This window comes from Methylobacterium sp. E-065, from assembly GCF_022829605.1.
Taxonomy (GTDB): domain Bacteria; phylum Pseudomonadota; class Alphaproteobacteria; order Rhizobiales; family Beijerinckiaceae; genus Methylobacterium.
The window spans coordinates 1-17,408 of record NZ_JAKSYD010000164.1 but is presented as its reverse complement, the minus strand read 5'-3'; the positions used below and the strand labels follow the sequence as shown (position 1 = coordinate 17,408).

At 66.0% G+C, this 17,408-nt stretch carries 18 protein-coding genes and 2 tRNA genes; 14 read left to right on the top strand and 6 right to left on the bottom strand.

Translation table 11 applies throughout. The features are described 5' to 3' along the window. Positions 1-36 precede the first annotated feature (36 nt). A complete protein-coding gene (locus tag MKK84_RS21440) occupies positions 37-315 on the bottom strand; it encodes a hypothetical protein (RefSeq protein ID WP_243923382.1) in 279 nt (92 codons plus the stop codon). A gap of 337 nt (positions 316-652) precedes the next feature. On the opposite strand from MKK84_RS21440, the gene MKK84_RS21435 reads away from it, so the two are divergent. Further along, positions 653-1,054, top strand: a complete 402-nt coding sequence (locus tag MKK84_RS21435; protein WP_243923380.1) for a hypothetical protein — start codon at positions 653-655, stop codon at positions 1,052-1,054. A 28-nt stretch (positions 1,055-1,082) separates the two neighbouring features. Here the strand turns inward: MKK84_RS21435 and MKK84_RS21430 are convergent, their stop codons facing one another. After that, the gene (locus tag MKK84_RS21430; protein WP_243923379.1) at positions 1,083-1,508 is read right to left on the bottom strand and encodes a hypothetical protein; all 426 of its coding nucleotides are present in this window, start codon (positions 1,506-1,508) and stop codon (positions 1,083-1,085) included. A 65-nt stretch (positions 1,509-1,573) separates the two neighbouring features. Here MKK84_RS21430 and MKK84_RS21425 point away from each other — a divergent pair, with 65 nt between their 5' ends. The 3 genes from MKK84_RS21425 (at position 1,574) to MKK84_RS21415 (ending at position 2,914) form a co-directional block, all read left to right on the top strand. After that, the gene (locus MKK84_RS21425; RefSeq protein WP_243923377.1) at positions 1,574-1,756 is read left to right on the top strand and encodes a hypothetical protein; all 183 of its coding nucleotides are present in this window, start codon (positions 1,574-1,576) and stop codon (positions 1,754-1,756) included. Positions 1,757-1,845: 89 nt separating this feature from the next. After that, positions 1,846-2,280, top strand: coding sequence for a MucR family transcriptional regulator (locus MKK84_RS21420; protein WP_243923375.1), 435 nt, complete (start codon positions 1,846-1,848; stop codon positions 2,278-2,280). Positions 2,281-2,701: 421 nt separating this feature from the next. Beyond that, positions 2,702-2,914, top strand: a complete 213-nt coding sequence (locus MKK84_RS21415) for a hypothetical protein (RefSeq protein ID WP_243923372.1) — start codon at positions 2,702-2,704, stop codon at positions 2,912-2,914. 54 nt (positions 2,915-2,968) lie between these two features. Here the strand turns inward: MKK84_RS21415 and MKK84_RS21410 are convergent. The 3 genes from MKK84_RS21410 to MKK84_RS21400 form a co-directional block, all read right to left on the bottom strand. Beyond that, positions 2,969-3,930, bottom strand: a protein-coding gene (locus tag MKK84_RS21410; protein ID WP_243923370.1) for an IS630 family transposase whose coding sequence is annotated in 2 segments (ribosomal slippage) — positions 2,969-3,582 and positions 3,582-3,930 — 963 coding nt in all. Because the reading frame shifts where the segments join, the coding sequence is not laid out codon by codon here. Positions 3,931-4,281: 351 nt separating this feature from the next. Further along, a complete protein-coding gene (locus MKK84_RS21405; protein ID WP_243923368.1) occupies positions 4,282-4,512 on the bottom strand; it encodes a hypothetical protein in 231 nt (76 codons plus the stop codon). A 1,062-nt stretch (positions 4,513-5,574) separates the two neighbouring features. After that, positions 5,575-5,664 (bottom strand) — tRNA-Ser (locus MKK84_RS21400). A gap of 174 nt (positions 5,665-5,838) precedes the next feature. Between MKK84_RS21400 and MKK84_RS21395 the strand changes: the two genes are divergently transcribed. The 10 genes from MKK84_RS21395 (at position 5,839) to MKK84_RS21350 (ending at position 17,077) form a co-directional block, all read left to right on the top strand. Then, positions 5,839-5,912, top strand: a tRNA-Gln gene (locus tag MKK84_RS21395). 266 nt (positions 5,913-6,178) lie between these two features. Continuing rightward, a complete protein-coding gene (locus MKK84_RS21390) occupies positions 6,179-7,648 on the top strand; it encodes a short-chain fatty acid transporter (RefSeq protein ID WP_243923366.1) in 1,470 nt (489 codons plus the stop codon). 71 nt (positions 7,649-7,719) lie between these two features. Next, on the top strand, positions 7,720-8,085 hold the full coding sequence (locus MKK84_RS21385) for a hypothetical protein (RefSeq protein ID WP_243923364.1): 366 nt from the start codon (positions 7,720-7,722) through the stop codon (positions 8,083-8,085). A gap of 38 nt (positions 8,086-8,123) precedes the next feature. Continuing rightward, positions 8,124-9,506: a PepSY-associated TM helix domain-containing protein gene (locus MKK84_RS21380; RefSeq protein WP_243923362.1), complete on the top strand. Its 1,383-nt coding sequence runs from the start codon at positions 8,124-8,126 to the stop codon at positions 9,504-9,506. Positions 9,507-9,525: 19 nt separating this feature from the next. Next, a complete protein-coding gene (locus tag MKK84_RS21375; protein WP_243923360.1) occupies positions 9,526-9,927 on the top strand; it encodes a DUF2946 family protein in 402 nt (133 codons plus the stop codon). A gap of 64 nt (positions 9,928-9,991) precedes the next feature. Next, positions 9,992-12,301 carry a TonB-dependent receptor family protein gene (locus MKK84_RS21370; protein WP_243923358.1) on the top strand — a complete coding sequence of 770 codons (2,310 nt, stop codon included), beginning with the start codon at positions 9,992-9,994 and terminating at the stop codon, positions 12,299-12,301. A 126-nt stretch (positions 12,302-12,427) separates the two neighbouring features. Continuing rightward, positions 12,428-13,405 carry an ABC transporter substrate-binding protein gene (locus tag MKK84_RS21365; protein WP_243923355.1) on the top strand — a complete coding sequence of 326 codons (978 nt, stop codon included), beginning with the start codon at positions 12,428-12,430 and terminating at the stop codon, positions 13,403-13,405. Further along, a complete protein-coding gene (locus MKK84_RS21360; protein ID WP_243923353.1) occupies positions 13,402-15,420 on the top strand; it encodes an ATP-binding protein in 2,019 nt (672 codons plus the stop codon). Before MKK84_RS21365 ends, MKK84_RS21360 begins: the two co-directional genes overlap by 4 nt. Next, positions 15,417-15,815, top strand: a complete 399-nt coding sequence (locus MKK84_RS21355; RefSeq protein ID WP_243923340.1) for a response regulator — start codon at positions 15,417-15,419, stop codon at positions 15,813-15,815. Before MKK84_RS21360 ends, MKK84_RS21355 begins: the two co-directional genes overlap by 4 nt. Next, complete coding sequence (locus MKK84_RS21350; RefSeq protein ID WP_243923338.1) at positions 15,812-17,077, top strand: adenylate/guanylate cyclase domain-containing protein; 1,266 nt, start codon at positions 15,812-15,814, stop codon at positions 17,075-17,077. Before MKK84_RS21355 ends, MKK84_RS21350 begins: the two co-directional genes overlap by 4 nt. A gap of 130 nt (positions 17,078-17,207) precedes the next feature. Here MKK84_RS21350 and MKK84_RS21345 read toward each other — a convergent pair. Beyond that, positions 17,208-17,408 (bottom strand): CsbD family protein (locus MKK84_RS21345; RefSeq protein WP_243923336.1); only part of this gene is annotated, 201 nt, incomplete at its 5' end.

Genomic DNA, 17,408 nt, shown 5'->3' with positions numbered 1-17,408 from the left:
GGCAGATGCTCGGGTACGAGACATGCTTCAGCTACATCAGAATGTGTTGCCACCAGAGGTCTGACCGTGCTGCTTTACGGGGAAGTGATGCTGAGTGGCGTTGCCCTCGGCGGCCGAGCTCATCGGGCAGGTGTAGGGGTTGTTTTCGTACCCAACCAGCCCGCCGGCCGGGGCGCCGAGCGAGCCAGTGGCCTCGATGCCGTAGGGCTGCACACCGGTCCAGGCAGTGGGACGCGGGGCGGCTGCGGCGGGCGAAAGCGCGGCGGCGGTGAAGGCGAGGGCGGCGGCCAGCGTAGCAAAGCGGGTCGTCGTCATGGCGTTTCTCAATCTCCTCGGGGCCGGGCCAGCTTATCCGGCCCCGTCGTCTCCCGTGTGATCCTCAGATGGGAAGCGCCTTATCTTCGTGACGTGCCGCCAGGCACGTGGCGACGGGGATTAAAACTCCGAGTGGTCGGACCGACCGAAGTGTAGCATTAGAAAAAGCCGGTCAGCTCATGAGGAACAGGGGTACGCCCATGGTGGCGGCTATAGCATCCTTCATTGGAGGCGTGGCTCCAAGCCCTTCCGCGTGATGTCTACGACCACGAGCCGGCCCTGCTGCGGATGTAAAGTCACGGTTAGCTATCATGTGTGATCGGCCGGAACGGCGAGCTTGACCGTTTGTTCTGTCGGTATGGAACACTACCGATCCACTCTTGCCGTCACGGCGATCGCAGTAGTCGGCCTTGTCGCCGCCGCGCATGTCCTGCATCCGGGCAATTATGAGCGGTCGGATCGCAGGGCCCGGGTCGTCACGGTGGCTATTGAGGCACCATCCAATTCCACCGCTTGGACCGACCCGCCGACGAAACTCAGCAGCAGCGAACCTGCGATGCTGATGGCAGACAGCGCGACACTTCTGGCGCACCGTGCGACGGTGACGCCGCCCCCTGGAACTCGGACAGTGCCGAGACTGTCGGGCGAGCTCGTGCCTTCAGCTCCGCATGGGAAGGCTGCCGAAGGTGATCCGATCGGCGACCTTATCCATAACCTGGATCTCGATCAGGCGAGTTGACGGCTAAACGGTCCGTGCGAGCAGTCTTTCAGGCGTATGGGCCGCCGAACAGGTCGCCCAACGCCTTCCGCCGGAACAGCGTTCGCCAGCGCCGCCTCTGATGCTCCGGCCGGTCGTGGATCATGTGACACCGCTGGCAGAAGGCCGCGAGATTGGCGTCCGCGTTGTTCGAGGTGTCGTGGTCCCGATGGGCTGCGGCCAACACCACCCGGGTCCGACGGGCACGGCCTAGGATGTCGGCTTCCGCAGCTATCCGGATCCGCCTGCCCCACCCATCGCGCCACCGGCCGGCTTGCGCGTCCCACCAGCGGCCGTCGCCGAGGTGGTAGATGATCCGCCCGTGTGGCCGTCCGCAGCCCTCGCAGCAGCCTTTCGCCCGCCCGAACCGGATCACGGCCGAGAGTTGCGCCCAGTCGATGGGGTAGAAGAAGCGGTGCTCGGGCCGGATCGGCATGGTGGCGGGACTGTGCCACCCAGCGTGAAGAAAGCGTAGCGGCAGAGGGCTGCTACGGATCTCACATGGACCTATCTGACCTTCAGTTCTGGGCCTTCCTCGCAGTGGTGATTTCAGGCTTGTTCTTGCCGGTGATGATCGTCTGGTGGAAGGGTCGTCCCATCATCCCGATCGCCCTGCTCAGCCTCGTATTCTGGCCTAGCGCGCTGATCCTGGCGCTTAAGCTGCGACGCGCGCAGGATCGGTAACCTTCTCGATCCACGCGGTCAGTAACACCTTATTTGCAATTACAATCAATAGTTGTGTATATCATGTAATGCAATCAAAGGTACGATCGATGCCGTCCGTCAATAGGATAAGCCGTGCCCCGAACCTGATAGGATCGGTCAGCGAAATCGTTTCGGCCTACATCTCGAACAACCATGTGGCATCAGCTGAGCTTCCCGCACTGCTTGCCAACGTCCACGCTGAATTATCAAGGATTTCAGACCCTAAATTTAGATCAAATAATGAAATTACGCAGAAGCTAAGTGCCAGCGAGATCAGAGACTCAATAAGCCGTGATGGCATCAAAAGCTTTCTCGACGGCCGGATCTATAAAACGCTCAAGAGGCACCTAAGCCGTCATGGCTTGACTCCAGCTACCTACCGCCAGCGCTTCGGTTTGCCGTTCGACTACCCGATGACGGCACCGGCCTACAGCGAGCGACGGACTGCTATCTCTAAGGCCATCGTACAAGTCAGATCACGCACTGCCGAACTGGCCCATTAACCATCTCGCCCCACTATACCCCCTTAGCGATCGGCTCCGGCCGCGCGCCGGAAGAGCAGCACCGGGGTCCGATGCCCCTCGGCCATGGTGCGGCCTCGCCGGCGCAGTCGCGGTGATAACGACCGCGATCGACGCCAACCACCTGCACGCCCACGTCAAGGCGGTGCGAGCGCGATGCGTAGCGTTATGAAATCGAGAGGCTGGCTGCAGCGAGGCGCGTCGGCTAAATTCTCTGTCATTTGGGAGGAGAGTTGAGGACCTCCCTCCATGCAGTCGGGTTTATGGTATTGCTCTGCTGCCCGCCCCAATAAAATCAGAATTGTATCTCATTCGATGACACTGCTGGCGGCACGCGACTTGCGGGTGCCGTCCGGTCCAACATAGAAACCGCCGAGGAAGCCTCACGCCGCTGGAGCCTATCATGCTCTACCCGCTGTACTTCCTGACTTGTCTCGCTTCGAACCCGACGCACTGCGAAATGCGGGTTCAGCATTTCACCGAAATTTCGTCTCCCCAGCAGTGTCTGATGATTGCCCAGCCGAGCATGGCTGCTTGGCAGGCTGAGCATGACCGCTGGCGTGTGGCTCGGTTTAGGTGCGGCAAGCCACCGAAGGACGACGGCACTCGTATCTGAAAGGCGAGCGCGATGCATGGCGCGAGGAGGCGGGGCGATTAGAGCTGTTCCCGGTCAGGTAGCGACGGCCAAGTCGTCCTCGTAGCCGGCTGCGGCGAGGTAGTTGCGACACTCCTGCGGAGTGAAGCGCGTGAATGCCTGACGGATCTCCGCCCAGAGATCCGGGATCGTGCGGGCTGCCGCGCTACGTAGCAGCGCCTTGAGTTTCGCGAAGGCCTGCTCAATCGGGTTGAAATCAGGGCTGTAGGACGGAAGGTAGAGCAGCCGCGCTCCTGCGGCCTCGATCGCGTCCTGTACGCCGGCGACCTTGTGGGCAGGCAGGTTGTCCATGACGACGATGTCGCCCGGCTGCAGCACTGGGATCAGGGTCTCGGTGACGTAGCTGCGGAAGCGCCTGCCGTTCGTGGGACCGTCCAATAACGCGGTGGCACACAGTCCACTGGTGCGCAGGGCGGCGGTGACGGTGGTGGTTTTGTAGTGGCCCAACGGGGCTGCAAGCCGGCAACGCTCGCCGCGCGGAGCCCAACCATAGCGTCGCGCCATGTTGGTGGCAGCCGCTGTCTCATCCAGGAACACCAGCCGATCCGGATCGAGCTCGGGCTGTGCGTCGAACCACGCCTCGCGAGCAGCCCTTACGTCCGCGCGCTCCTGCTCAGCTGCGTACGTCGCCCCTTTTTCCAGCTAATCCCGTGGCGGGCAAAGAAGCGCGACAGGCCGCTCGTGCTGGTCTGGATACCCTGCTCAGCCAGCCGATCGCGCAGCTCGCGCAGGAAAAGACGCGGCTCCTGCTTGGAGATCTTTAGGATCAGCCCGGCATGCGCCTCAATGCGCTTCGAGGTATGATCGCCGCCCATCGGCTTGGAGGCGAGTTGGCCCTCGTGGCGGAAACGCTCCGACCAGCGGCTGGCGCTCGACACGCTGACCCCGAAGCGGGCTGCGGCGCGATGGTAGGAGGCACCCGCCACCACCGCAGCCACGACACGCTCGCGCAGGTCCACAGACAGGGGTGAAGGCATGAGCAAGCTCCTTCACCCACCAACGCGCCACCCGCAAACCCGTCGCAACCGGCCCGGGACCGGCTCTAAGACAGCCCTCGATCAACATAGCAGCCGGCCGGGGTCATCCCCGGCCGGCTTTTTCATATGCGTCTCCGATCGGCGCCGTTCCGACCAACGTCCGTCACCAGCGGACAGGCAGAAGAAAGCTGCGGCTTCGGGCGAGCGGAGTCAGGCTTCAGGGGTGGCAGCGACCAGGTCGAACGGGCATCGGGGCATCAGGCCATTCCGGCATCGAACCGATGCGCGACCCCCCGCGGTGACAGTTCAGGAATTTTGCGGCTTCGGCCGCCAACCCAAACAGCGGGCCTGCTACTCAGCGGCCTCAGGCGCAACGACGTCACGCCCCGTCTCGTGCCGCACGATTTCAAGGATGCGCTGACGAACCTCCGGCTGCCGGATTCTGCTCCAGAGGCTCAGCAGCTCGCTGGTCATACCGACATTGAACGCATCTTCGCCGGGTGCGTAGAAGCTCTCGACCGGGCAACCCAGGAGTGCTGCGATCTCGACCAGGCGCCCAGCGGAGGAGTCTTCGACGGCCATGTCAGCCTCTATCAACGCTTCGGCCGTGCGCATTGTATACCGTGTAGCGGATACCGACAAGTGATCGATACGTACTAGATATGACAGATTCTTACTAGGTCAGAACAGGTTTGGGCAGCCTAACGCCCGGCACCGATTTGATGATTGTGGCCTGTCATACGATCGATCCACACGTTCCCGCGCTCCATCGGACACTGAACCGACGCAAGCTTGCGCCTCGGTCGCGCGGCGACAATCCGCGAGACCGCATCGCGCTCAAATCCGCGACCTCAGTAATTCTGGACGCGGTGATCGATGAGAATTGGGGCTTGGCGGGTTTTAGAAACAGAGACCCAGTGTTGACCCTCGATTAACCGCGCCAGCGTAGTCACATGGAGGCTGTTGCAGAAGCAGTTTTAATTGGGTGGGGCGCGGCTTCGATGATCGTCCTGTTGTCCGTCGCACTCGGCACCGGTTTCCTGGCCGCGATTGCCTTCCTTCCTCTCGGGGCATGGGCGGTAGCCGTTGGCGCGTCCCTCGCGGCGAGTTCGGCAACGGCTCTGGTCGGATGCTTTATGGCGTGGCGCGCTCTTCGACATGACCGGCAGCACCGCGAACTCGACGCGCAGACCGGTATCATGGTCGCGGCACTCCGGGACGTGGCGGAACAGGGCGAGCCGGTGTCTCCCGCTCCGAGGGTCGCACAGCGGCGTCTGGGCGCCTGATTGCCGCCCGCCCGGTAGTCGGACTTGATCCTTATCGGTTTTTGGCAATGAGTTCGGGACCGTACCAAGCGTCATTGGGAGCGGTTTCCAAACCGGGGTGCATGGCTGAGCCACGGCAACCGCGACGTATACGTGAGCCTGTCCTAGGGCACAGGCGATCTAGTCACTGGATATCCCAGCATTGCTCAGCAGTTGCCATCGAAAGACGACTTGCGAGACGCAAAGATAGAGCCCGATGGAGCGCTCTGCGAACCGACCGATGCTTTCGCGGGCGCGATACGGATCGGGATCGCAGATAGATGCAGCGCTTCAGTCTGGCTTTCCGGCCCGTGGCGATCCCATCGAGGCCGACGCATGCTGGCGGAAGGGGTGGGATTCGAACCCACGGTAGAGTTGCCCCCACGGCGGTTTTCAAGACCGCTGCCTTAAACCACTCGGCCACCCTTCCCGGCAGCATCCGCAAGTCAACGGTTACGGCGGCGGCGGATCCCCCGTCAACCGGAGAACGGTGGTTGACCTGCGAGACCAATCCGCCTATCCCACCGCCCACGCCAGACGCCGCTGTTCGCAGCGCGGCCGGTCCGACCGTCGTCAAGACGAATGGATACGGCCTCCGGCCGATTGGGGGATAGTTTAACGGTAGAACGGTGGACTCTGACTCCTCTAGTCCTGGTTCGAATCCAGGTCCCCCAGCCATCTCGTTTCGCCCGCCAGGTCATGCACTTGGCGGGTTTTTTTATGGGCTGCCACGCTCAGGAGGACTGAACGATTCGGTCTGCCTGAAGCAGCATCGCGATCCGCAACGCGCATTTGTGCAAAGAGGCGCGATCGGGCTCGACAGCGGCCCATCGCAGCGTCACCAAGCGATAACCTGTCCTTGCCGGCTCGCGATGTGAGGTCAGGCCGGGTTGCGACATCCTGCACGGACGATCAGCCGAAAGAGCCGGTCGTAAAGGAACCCCATGGCGAGCACCCCAGCCGATCCTGTTCATAGCGCGGGCGGCGCCGCGTCTGCCCCGAGCACGGGCAGCGCAGGATCGCTGGAGCGGCTCGGGGTCCGGTTCACCAATTGGGCGGAGCGCTGGTTCCCGGACGCGTTCATCTTCGTGTCCATCGCGGTGGTCATCGTCGCCCTCGGTGCCCTGGCCAATGGCGCCCCGCCGGCCGCCATCGCCAAGAGCTTCGGCGACGGGTTCTGGAGCCTGATCCCCTTCACCATGCAGATGGTGTTCGTCACCATCGGTGGTTACGTCGTCGCCACGTCGCCGCCCATGCAGGCTCTGATCGAACGGCTGGCGCAGATTCCGAAGACCGGGCGGGGCGCGGTCGGCTTCGTGGCCGGCGCGACGATGATCTCCTCGTTCATCAGCTGGGGACTCAGCCTGATCTTCGGCGGTCTGCTCGTCCGGGCGCTGGCCCGCCGCACGGACCTGCGCATGGATTACCGGGCCGCGGGTGCGGCCGCCTATCTCGGGCTCGGAGCCACCTGGGCGCTCGGGCTCAGCTCCTCGGCGGCGCAGCTGCAGGCGAACCTGGCGAGCCTGACCAAGAATTTGCTCGCCATCTCGGGTGTGATCCCGTTCAGCGAGACGATCTTCCTGTGGCAATCCATGCTGATCGCCGCGATCCTGTTCGTCGTCTCGGTGGCGATAGCCTACGCCTCCGCCCCCCGCCGCGAAACGGCCGTCACGGCCGAGACGCTGGGTGTCCCGGTCGCACGTGAGGCGAGCGACATCCCACCCGCCCGCCAACCCGGCGAGTGGCTGGAGCATTCGCCGATCCTGACGATCCTCCTCGTGGTGATCGCGGGCGGGTGGATCGCGCAGGAATTCGCCCGCCAATCCTGGATCGTGGCGATCTCGAATCTCAATACCTACAACCTGCTGTTCCTCACCCTCGGCCTGCTGCTGCACTGGCGGCCGAAGCGCTTTCTCGCGGCGGTCGCGAAGTCGGTCCCGGCCACCGCCGGCATCCTGATCCAGTACCCGCTCTACGCCGCCATCAGCGGCATGCTGACCGGACCGAAGAACGCCGCTGGCGCCTCCGCGTCGGATGCGATCACCCACGCCTTCGTCAGCCTCAACACCGCCGGGACGTTCCCGCTGACCATGGGCGTCTACTCGGCGATCCTCGGATTCTTCGTGCCGTCGGGCGGCGGCAAATGGCTGCTGGAGGCGCCCTATGTGCTGCAGGCGGCCAACGAGCTGAAGGTCCATCTCGGCTGGGCGGTGATGATCTACAATGCCGCCGAGGCGCTGCCGAACCTGATCAACCCGTTCTGGATGTTGCCGCTGGTCGGCATCCTCGGACTGAAGGCACGCGACATCGTGGGTTTCAGCTTCCTCCAGTTGATCGTGCACCTGCCACTGGTGCTGTTCCTGCTTTGGGCGCTCGCCTTCACGCTGACCTACCATCCGCCCGTGATGCCGTAATGGCGCTAGGCTCGGGGCACGGCGGCGGGCCGCGCATTGACGCGCGCCGCCGCCGGCGCCTAGATCGCCGCATGCGCAGGCGCCTGCCCCGGACGGTTCAAGGCCGCGCGATCCTCTCAGTGGTCGCGCTCTACGCGCTGCTGCTCCAGGCCTTCCTGGGCTTCGCCGTACCCGCCCGCGCCTTCGCGGCACCCGGTGCCGTCCTGTGCGCCGAGCATCCGGCAGGCGATCCGGACCACGGGCCGATCAGCATCCACATCCACGCCTGTTGCACGCTGGTGCAGGCGGGCAACCTGGCCCTGCCGATCTCCGTGTCGGCCGCGCCGGCTTCGTCCATCGCACCGGTCGTCCAGGTCATTTGGCGTCCCGAAGCCGAGCTTCCGAGAACCGGTCCGCCGCCGCGCCCCGGCACAGCGCGAGGTCCGCCCGCCGCCTGACGATCTCGCCCCGATCGCTCAGGCCCGGACCCATACCCATGTCGACCGTCGTTTCCGGGAGCGCCCCCGCCTATGGGGCGCGTACCGCGCTGCGTACCTCGCGCGAGGCGATCTATCGCGCCGTCTGGCGCTGGCACTTCTACGCGGGCCTGTTCTGCCTGCCGTTCCTGATCACCCTGTCGGCGACGGGATCGCTCTACCTGTTCAAGGACGAGATCAACGGCCGCCTGTTCGCCTACAGGACGCGCGTGCCGGCCCGCGAGACGCCGCCCCTCGGTCCGGACCGCCTGATCTTCAACGCGATGCAGGCCGTGCCGGACGCCGGACCGGTATCGTATACCGATCCCGCCACGCCCGAGACGTCCGCCCTCGTCACCCTCGCGGCGGGGGATCACCGGATCCTCGTCTACCTCGATCCCTATACCGGCGCCGTGCTGGATCGCGTGGCCCGCGACCAGGAGTTCATGGTCGTCGTCCGGGGGTTACACAGTCTGGCCTATCTCGGCCCAATCGCGAACGCGGCGATCGAGGTGGTGGCCGGTTTCGCGGTGATCCTCGTGCTGACGGGCGCCTATCTCTGGTGGCCCCGCGGCCGGGACGGGGGTGTGATCAGCATGCGCGGGACGCCGCGGCAGCGGGTCTGGTGGCGCGATCTGCACGCCGTCACCGGTCTTCTGGCGGGGGGCGGCCTGCTATTTCTGGCGCTCACCGGACTGCCCTGGTCGATCTGGTGGGGCCAGCAGCTGCGCGGCTGGTCGAACGCCGCGGGCCTCGGCCAGCCCGCCGCCCTCTGGGCGCATCAACCGGTCTCGATGGTGCCGCTGCGCGAGCGCCTATCCGAGCCGGGCTGGACCCTGGAGGATGCACCGGTCCCACGCTCCGCTCCCACCGCCGCGTCGACTCAGTCCCTCGGGATAGACCGGGCAGCCGCGATCCTCGCCGAACGCGGGATGCCGCGGGGCTATGAGCTCGCGCTGCCGGTCGGGGACGATGGGGTCTATGCCGCCTCGGTCTACCCCCGCGACGTCACCCGCCAGCGGGTCATCGCCCTCGATCAGTATACCGGTGCATCGCTGCTCGACGTCCGCTTCGCTGATCTCGGCCCCGTCGGCCGGGCGATCCAGTATGGGATCGGCATTCACAAGGGGGAGCATTGGGGCCGCGCAAACCAGTTCGCCATGCTGGCCTTCTGCCTCGCCACGATCCTCCTCGCCGTCACCGCCGGGACGATGTGGTGGAAACGGCGGCCGGCCGGCGGCCTCGGCGTACCGCCCTGGCCCCGGGACCGACGCGTGGTCGCCACGGTGACGCTGCTGGTGGCTGGCCTCGGCGCGCTGTTCCCGCTGACCGGTCTCGCCATTCTAGGGATGCTCGGCCTCGACCGCGTGGCGCAGCGCCTCCGACGAAGGGTCCGGGCCTAAGGCGGGTCGGACGGGCTCGATGCCCGTGCTGCTCCCTCCGAAACCCATTGGCCGAAGGCCGGGCCTCCTCGGCATCGCGCTGATCGCGCTCGCCCTCTGGGTCCAGGCGCTGGCGCCGGTCGCGGCGCTGCGGATGATGCTAAGCGCGCGCGCGGACCTGCCGATCGGGATCCTGTGTGGCCACGGGCCGGATGATGACGGTGCGGCCGCCTCGGTCGATCAGCAGGATTCGCAGGCGCCGGCATGTGCCCTGTGCCAGCTTTGTCGTGCCGGATTGGCACCGCCTCCTGTCCCGAACGGATCGACCCTCGCGCGCAGGCTGAGCTGGCGCGCGGTGGCTTGGCCCATCCCGCCGCCCGTCTATGGCCAGCCTCCATCCCGATGGTCCGCCCGTCCCCGCGCGCCACCCGCCGCCGCCTGATCGCTCCCGTCCGCACCGGATGGCTGTCCGCCGTCCGCCACCCTCGATCAGACGAGACCATGCGATGTCCCTGGATTCAGCCGCTTTGCGCCGCGGCTCCCTCGCCCTGTTGCTTGCCGGCAGCCCGATCCCCGCGATCGCGGAGACCTCCGTAACGCTGGAGGAACTCTCCGTGGAGGGCGAGGCGCAGCCCGCCAATGGCCGGGCCGGTCCGGCCGCCTTCGGCGTGGCCGCACCGCCGGGTTCGGCACCCGTCGTCATCGAGCACCCGGTCGGCGAAGTCGTCACCGGCATCGGCCGTGCCAACACCATCGCGGACCGGCCCGCGACCAGCATCGGCTCGGTGCTGGTCAACAGCCCCGGCGTCACCGTGCGCCAGGGCAATGGCGGCCGCGACGTGGTCATCTCGATCCGCGGCAACAACGCCCGCTCCACCGGCGTGATCAAGAACACGGTCGTGCTGGAGGACGGGTTCGTCCTGACCCAGCCGGACGGAGCCTCGCGCTTCGATCTCACCGATCCCCGGGCCTACAGCCGCATCGACGTGTTCCGCGGGCCGCAATCACCGCTGTTCGGCAATTACGCCACCGGCGGCGCGATCGCGTTCCGCACCCGGACCGGCCGGGAGATCGACGGCTACGAGATCGGGGTCGATGCCGGCAGCTTCAGCTATCTCAGCCACTCCTTCACGGTCGGCGGCGTCAGCGGCCCGGTCGAGATCAGCCTGTTCGCCAGCGATGTCCGGGCCAACGGCTATCAGGACCATTCCGCCTACGACACCCAGACCATCAACCTGCTCGCCAGCTACACCCCGACGCCGGACAATCGCTTCACCCTCAAGGTGATCAACAACACGCTCGACACCAATCTCGCGGCCCGGTCCTCGTTGGCGCAGTACCGCACCAACCCGTATCAGCGCGGCTGTGCCGCTGCAGCGAGCGCGGCGCCCGGCTGCACGACGTTCGCCCTGTTCCGCAACGGTGCCTTCGGCGCCACGGTGCCGGTCACCGCCGACGAGGGCGGCTTCGGCCGCAACGACCGCCGCACCGTGGTGGCGGCGCGCTGGGAGCATGATCTCGACGCCTTCACCACCTGGCGGACGCAAGTCGGATTCGACGAGCGCAACTTCAATCAGCCGTTCTACGTCAATGCCTTCCTGGGGTCGTTCCCATCGTGGAACGTCATGAGCGACCTCACGCGGCGCGGCGACCTGTTCGGCCTGCCGGCGGTCGGCTACGTGGCGCTCGCCTTCAACACGATCGACAACCACACCGCGACCTACAATCGGGCGCCCTATGGCGGCCCGCGGCTCGGGGCGCTGATCGGCGATCAGGCGGCGGTCCAATCGAATTTCGGCGGGCGCGCGCGGCTCGAACTCGCCCTGTCGGAAAGCTGGACCGGCGTGCTCGGACTCAGCGCCGAGAACACCGCCATCACCGGCCGCAACCTCGCCTTCGGCTACTCGGCGAGCGGCACGACCCGGACCGTTGCCGATGCCGACCGATCGTTCCTCAACGTGGCCCCCGAACTCGCCCTGGTCTACCGGCCGGACGAGGCCTGGGCGTTTCGCGGCCGGGTCGCCACCGGATACGCCACACCCGCGGCCTCCAACCTGTTCGTCACCGCGGCCGGGATGCCGGGCAACAACACCCAGCTCCAGACGCAGGAGAATTTCGGCTTCGATCTCGGTGCGGATTGGAGCCCGGTCGAGACTGTACGGCTCAGCGTGACCGGGTTCTACGAGTTCTTCCGCAACGAGCTGGTCTCGCAATCGCCCGGTGCAGGCCTGCAGACCTACACGTTCAACGCACCGGCTTCCGAGCATCGCGGGATCGAGGTCGGCGCCGACTGGGCCTTCGCTCCCGGCTGGCGCGGGACGCTGGCCTATGGTTTCGACGACCAGATCTACACGCGATACAGCGAGCAGCTCAGTGCCGGCAGCCTGACGCGGCGGTTCGACCGGGCGGGCAACCAGATCCCCGGCGTGCCGGCCCATCAGCTCCTGGCGCGCATCGGCTACGACGTGCCGGCTGGTCCGCTTGCAGGCCTGGGCGCCTTCGTGGAGACCGTCGTCCAAGGCGATTTCTATCTCGACAACGCCAATCTGTTGAATGCTCCGGGATACGCCGTCGTCAACGCCAACTTGCACTACGCGACCGAGCTGAGCGGCGGATACGCCAAAAGGTTGAGCTTCTATCTCGAAGTTCGCAACCTCTTCGATACGACTTACGTCGCGTCGGCACAAAATCTATCGAACTCGATCAGCGGAACGACTGGTATTCAGAACAATGCAGCCGTTCTGGCGAGCACGACGGGATCGGTGTTCGCGGGTGCGCCACGCAACATCGTCGGCGGGATGCGACTGTCATTCTAGAAACCGTGTTCCGGCTGCCGCGTGGTCTTACGGCTGAGCTTGGACTACGCTACGGGCTGGGCATTCGGTCGCGTCGCGTGCAAGCCGCTCGGCCCATCCGGCCGGTCGATGGAGTTCGAGGATCGGATGAGGCGGCGAACCGTGATCGCTGGGTTGCCTTGGCTCCTGTCGAGCCCGCCCCTCGCGGCTTGGGCCGACATGTCGAGGCGCGTGGTGGCACTCTGGCCGTTCCCCGAGGGCGACGCCGAGGGCCAGGCATTGTCGGCGGCGTTCGATGCGGCGCTTCGCGATCACGGACAGAACGATCTCGAACTCGACCATCGCTGGAAAGGCGCCGATCGCGAAGTTGTCCGTGCGCTCGCCGCTGAAGTGGTGCGGTCCGAACCGCGTGTGATCGTCACGTATCTCAACGGACAGTTGCGCGCGGTCGCCGGGCTGACCCGACGGATCCCGATCGTTTTTGTCGGAGCGGCCGATCCGGTCGGCCATGGCTTGATCGCAAGCCTGAACCGCCCGGGGGGAAACATCACGGGTTTCACCCTGTACGAGTCTTCGCTTGGCGGGAAATGGCTCGCCGTCCTCCGGGAGGCGGTGCCGACGATCCGGCACGCCACCCTGCTGCTGAATCCCAGCGCAACGATCCGCGGCGGATACCTCTACGCGAACGCCTTCAAGAACACCGCAACCGCCCTTGCGATCGAACACAGTATCGTCGTCGCCGAGAAACCCGCGGATATCGAGCCCGTAATCGCGGATCTTGCGCAACACGGACAGGCGGGGCTCATCGTGGCACCGGGCGCTTTCAGCGAGGCCAACGGCGACCATCTTGTCGCGCTGACCGCCCGGCACCGGATCCCGACCGTGTTCGCCATCCGGCGCTTCGCCCAGCGCGGGGGCATGATGTCGTACGGGCCGGATCCGGCCGAGGTCGTCCGTCGAGCGGCCCTGTACGTCGATCGCATCCTCCACGGCGACAATCCCGGGGCCCTCCCCGTCCAGACGCCGACCAGGTTCGACCTCGTCGTGAATCTGACGACCGCGCGGGCCCACGGTTTCGAAATCCCCTCCGCGCTGCTCGCCCAGGCGGACGAGGTTGTGGAATGACGGGTCCCGACGCGCCTCACGGTGCCCGGCCGCGGCGGTTCGGTCTTCCGTTGTCGGCGAAGTTCGCGGTCGCCTTCGTCGGCTTGGTGACGCTGGTCCTGCTGATCAATGGCGCGGTCGACCTGACGCTGAACTTCCACGACGCGAAGGACAACGCGATCGCGGTGCAGCGCGAGAAGGCGCACGCGGCCGCAGAGCGCGTCGACGCCTTCGCGTCCGAGATCGAGAATCAGATCGGGTGGACGACCCGGGCCGAATGGCGCCGCCTGTCGCCGGACCAGCAGCGCTATGACTTCATCCGCCTGATGCGTCAGGCACCCGCCATCACCGAGGCCGCCTATCTCGACCAGAACGGGAAAGAGCAACTGCGGGTTTCGCGCCTCGAACCAGACGTGATCGCGAGCGGTAGGGATTTTTCGACCTCACCGCGCTTCACCGAGGCGCTCAAGGACAAGACATGGTTCGGGCCGGTCTACTTCCGCCGGGGCTCCGAGCCCTACATGACGGTCGCGGTCGCGCATGCCGGGCGCGAACCCGGGGTGACGGTCGCGGAAGTCAATCTGAAGCTGATCTGGGATGTGGTCAGCACCGTCCATAACGGTGAGGGCGGCTACGCCTTCGTCACCACCTCGACCGGACGGCTGATCGCCCACCCGGATCTCAGCCTCGTGCTGCGCGATACCGACCTGTCCGGTCTGCCGGCCGTCGCCGCCGCCCTGCCCGGCAAGGACGGCGCGCGCGACTACGGGCTCGTCAAGTGGCTCGACGGCAGCCTCGTCCTGGCGGCGCACGCCTCGGTGGCCCGGCTCGGCTGGATCGTGTTCGTGCAGCTGCCGTTGCGCGAGGCGATGGAGCCGCTCGTCGAGTCGGTGATCCAGACCCTGTCGCTGATGGGCCTCGGCGTGCTGATGGCGACGGTGGCCGGCACCTTCCTGGCCCGGCGCATGGTGGTGCCGATCCGCCAGCTCGAGGATGGGGCGGAGCGGTTCGGCGCCGGGGACCTGTCGGAGCGCATCGTGATCCGCACGGGCGACGAGATCGAGACCCTGGCGCACCGGTTCAACGCGATGGCGAGCCGGATCCAGGAATCCTACGAGACCCTCGAGGCCAAGGTCGAGGAACGGACCCGCGATCTCAACACCTCGCTGGACGACCTTCAGAAGACGCAGAATCGCCTGGTCCAGTCCGAGAAACTCGCGTCGCTGGGTCAACTGACGGCCGGCATCGCGCACGAGATCAAGAACCCCCTGAACTTCGTGAACAACTTCGCGTCGCTCTCGAAGGAGCTTGTGGACGAGCTGATCGAGATGCTCCAGGCGACCGACCTCGACCCGAAGATCCGCGCGGAGGCCGACGAGATCGCCGAGCTTCTGAAGAACAACCTCGACAAGGTCGTTCAACACGGGAAGCGGGCGGACTCGATCGTCAAGAACATGCTGCTGCACTCGCGCACCGGATCCGGCGAGCACCGCCCCGTGGACATCAATGCCCTGGTCGAGGAAAGTTTGAACCTCGCCTATCACGGCGCCCGCGCCGCCAAGCCGAGCTTCAACGTGACCCTGGTGCGCGATTTCGATCCGGCGGCCGGGTTGGCCGACATTTACCCGCAGGAAATCACGCGCGTGCTCCTGAACCTGATGTCGAACGGGTTCTACGCCACCGAGAAGCGGACCGACGGGGCCGAGCCCGGCTACGCGCCGACTCTGGCGGTCGCCACGTGCGACCGCGGCGACACTGTCGAGATCCGCGTCCGGGACAATGGGACGGGGATCCCTGAGGGCGTCAAGGCCAAGATGTTCGACCCGTTCTTCACCACGAAGCCGGCGGGTGAGGGAACGGGGCTCGGCCTGTCGCTCAGCCACGATATCGTGGCGAAGCAGCATGGCGGGACGCTCGACGTCGCCACCGAGCCCGGTCAGTTCACCGAATTCACGATCACGCTGCCGCGCGGCGGCGCAGCGACCGCGGCCGCCAGCGCGGGCGTGCCGGCGCGCGAGCCCGAGAGCCAGCCATGAATGTCCTGATCCTCGTCGTCGACGACGAACCCGACGTCACCGAGCTGTTCCGGCAGCAATTCCGCCGCGAGCTGCGCGCCGGCCGCTTCGAGATGGCCTTCGCGCATTCGGCCGCCGAGGCCCTGGAGCGGGTGAAGACGACCAACGGCCCGAACCTGCTCCTGATGTTTTCCGACATCAACATGCCCGGCATGACCGGGCTCGAATTGCTGCCGCTGGTGCGTATGGCGCAGCCCGACGTGCCGGTGATCATGATCACCGCCTATGGCGACGCCGAGACCCGCGAGCGGGCCGAGGCCGCCGGAGCGGTCGGGCTGATCACCAAACCGATCGATTTCACCCTGCTCAAGGCCGAGATCGAACGGCGGCTCGCCCTGCGCGCGGGGACGGCATGAGTGAGGGTTTGCCCAGCGCCAAGATTCTGGTCGTCGACGACGAGCCGGACCTCGAAACGCTGATCACCCAGAAATTCCGTCGCCAGATCCGACAGGGCGCGGTCACGTTCCTGTTCGCGCATGATGGGCAGGAGGCGCTGGACAGTCTCGCCGAGCATCACGACGTCGACATGGTGGTGTCCGACATCAACATGCCGCGCATGGACGGGCTGACGTTGCTCACCAAGCTGCAGGACTTCGCCGAGCGGCCTTCGACCATCATCGTGTCGGCCTACGGGGACATGGCCAATATTCGTACCGCGATGAACCGCGGCGCCTTCGATTTCCTGACGAAGCCGATCGATTTCGTCGACTTGGAGACGACAATCGAGCGGACCCTCCAGCATGTCGCTGCGCTGCGCGAGGTTCGGCGGCGGAAGTCCCTGGCCGAACGGGCGCATGCCTCGCTGGCGCGCTACTTCTCGCCGAATCTCGCGGAACGGCTCGCCGGGGACGCCTCCGGCCTGGAACTCGGCGGCCATCGCCGCGACGTGGCCTCCCTGTTCACCGACATCGCCGGCTTTACCAGCCTCGTCGAGAGCCTCGATCCGACGCTGCTGGCGGAGATCCTGAACGGCTACCTGGCCGAGATGACCGATGTCGTGTTCGCGCACGAGGGGACGGTGGCCAAGATCGTCGGCGACGCGCTCCACGTCCTGTTCAACGCGCCCGGGGACCAGCCGGACCACGCAGCCCGGGCGGTGGCCTGTGCCGTTGACCTCGATCAGGCAGCCGAAGGTTTTCGCACCCGCTGGCACGAGCGCGGCATCGCGTTCGGGATGACACGGATCGGCGTCCATACCGGGCCGGCCATCGTGGGCAATTTCGGGGGTGGCCGCTATTTCGACTACACAGCCTATGGCGACACCATCAACACGTCAGCCCGGTTGGAGAACGCCAACAAGGCCTTCGGAACGCGCATCTGCGTCAGCGAGACGGCGGTCACCCGTTCCGGGGCCTTCCGAGGCCGACCGCTCGGCGATCTGATGCTGCGCGGAAAGCAGGAGGCGCTGCGCGCCTTCGAGCCCCTGACGGAGGCCGCCTACGACGATGCGGCACTGAGCCAGTACCAGAAGGCCTTCGCCAAACTGGAGGCCGGTGAGGTCGGCGCCCTGGCGGCCTTCGCCGCCCTGGTCGGGCTGCGTCCCGACGACGGGGTGGCCGCCTTCCATTTGAAGCGTCTCCTCAATGGAGCGAGCGGCACACGGATCGAGGTCCGCTGAGGGAGCGCCTGTGTGTCCGCCTTCGGCTCCCGAAGGGTGCCTCGTCGCTCGCAGTGCTTATTGGCGTGGCGAAACACTCGATTTGGGTGATGCGCGGCGGGCCCACGCATCACCCGCAGCATATGTATGGTCAGTGCTTGCCGGTGATCTTGTCGGCGAGGGACTTGGCGCCGTCCTTGACGTCGCCCGTGGTCTTCTGCGCCTCGCCCTTCAGCTCCTGCACCTTGCCCTCGGCCACCAGCTTGTCGTTGCCGGTCACCTGGCCGGCCGCCTGCTTGACGTTGCCGACGGCCTCGTTGGCCAGACCCTTCAGCTTGTCGGTCGTGCTGCT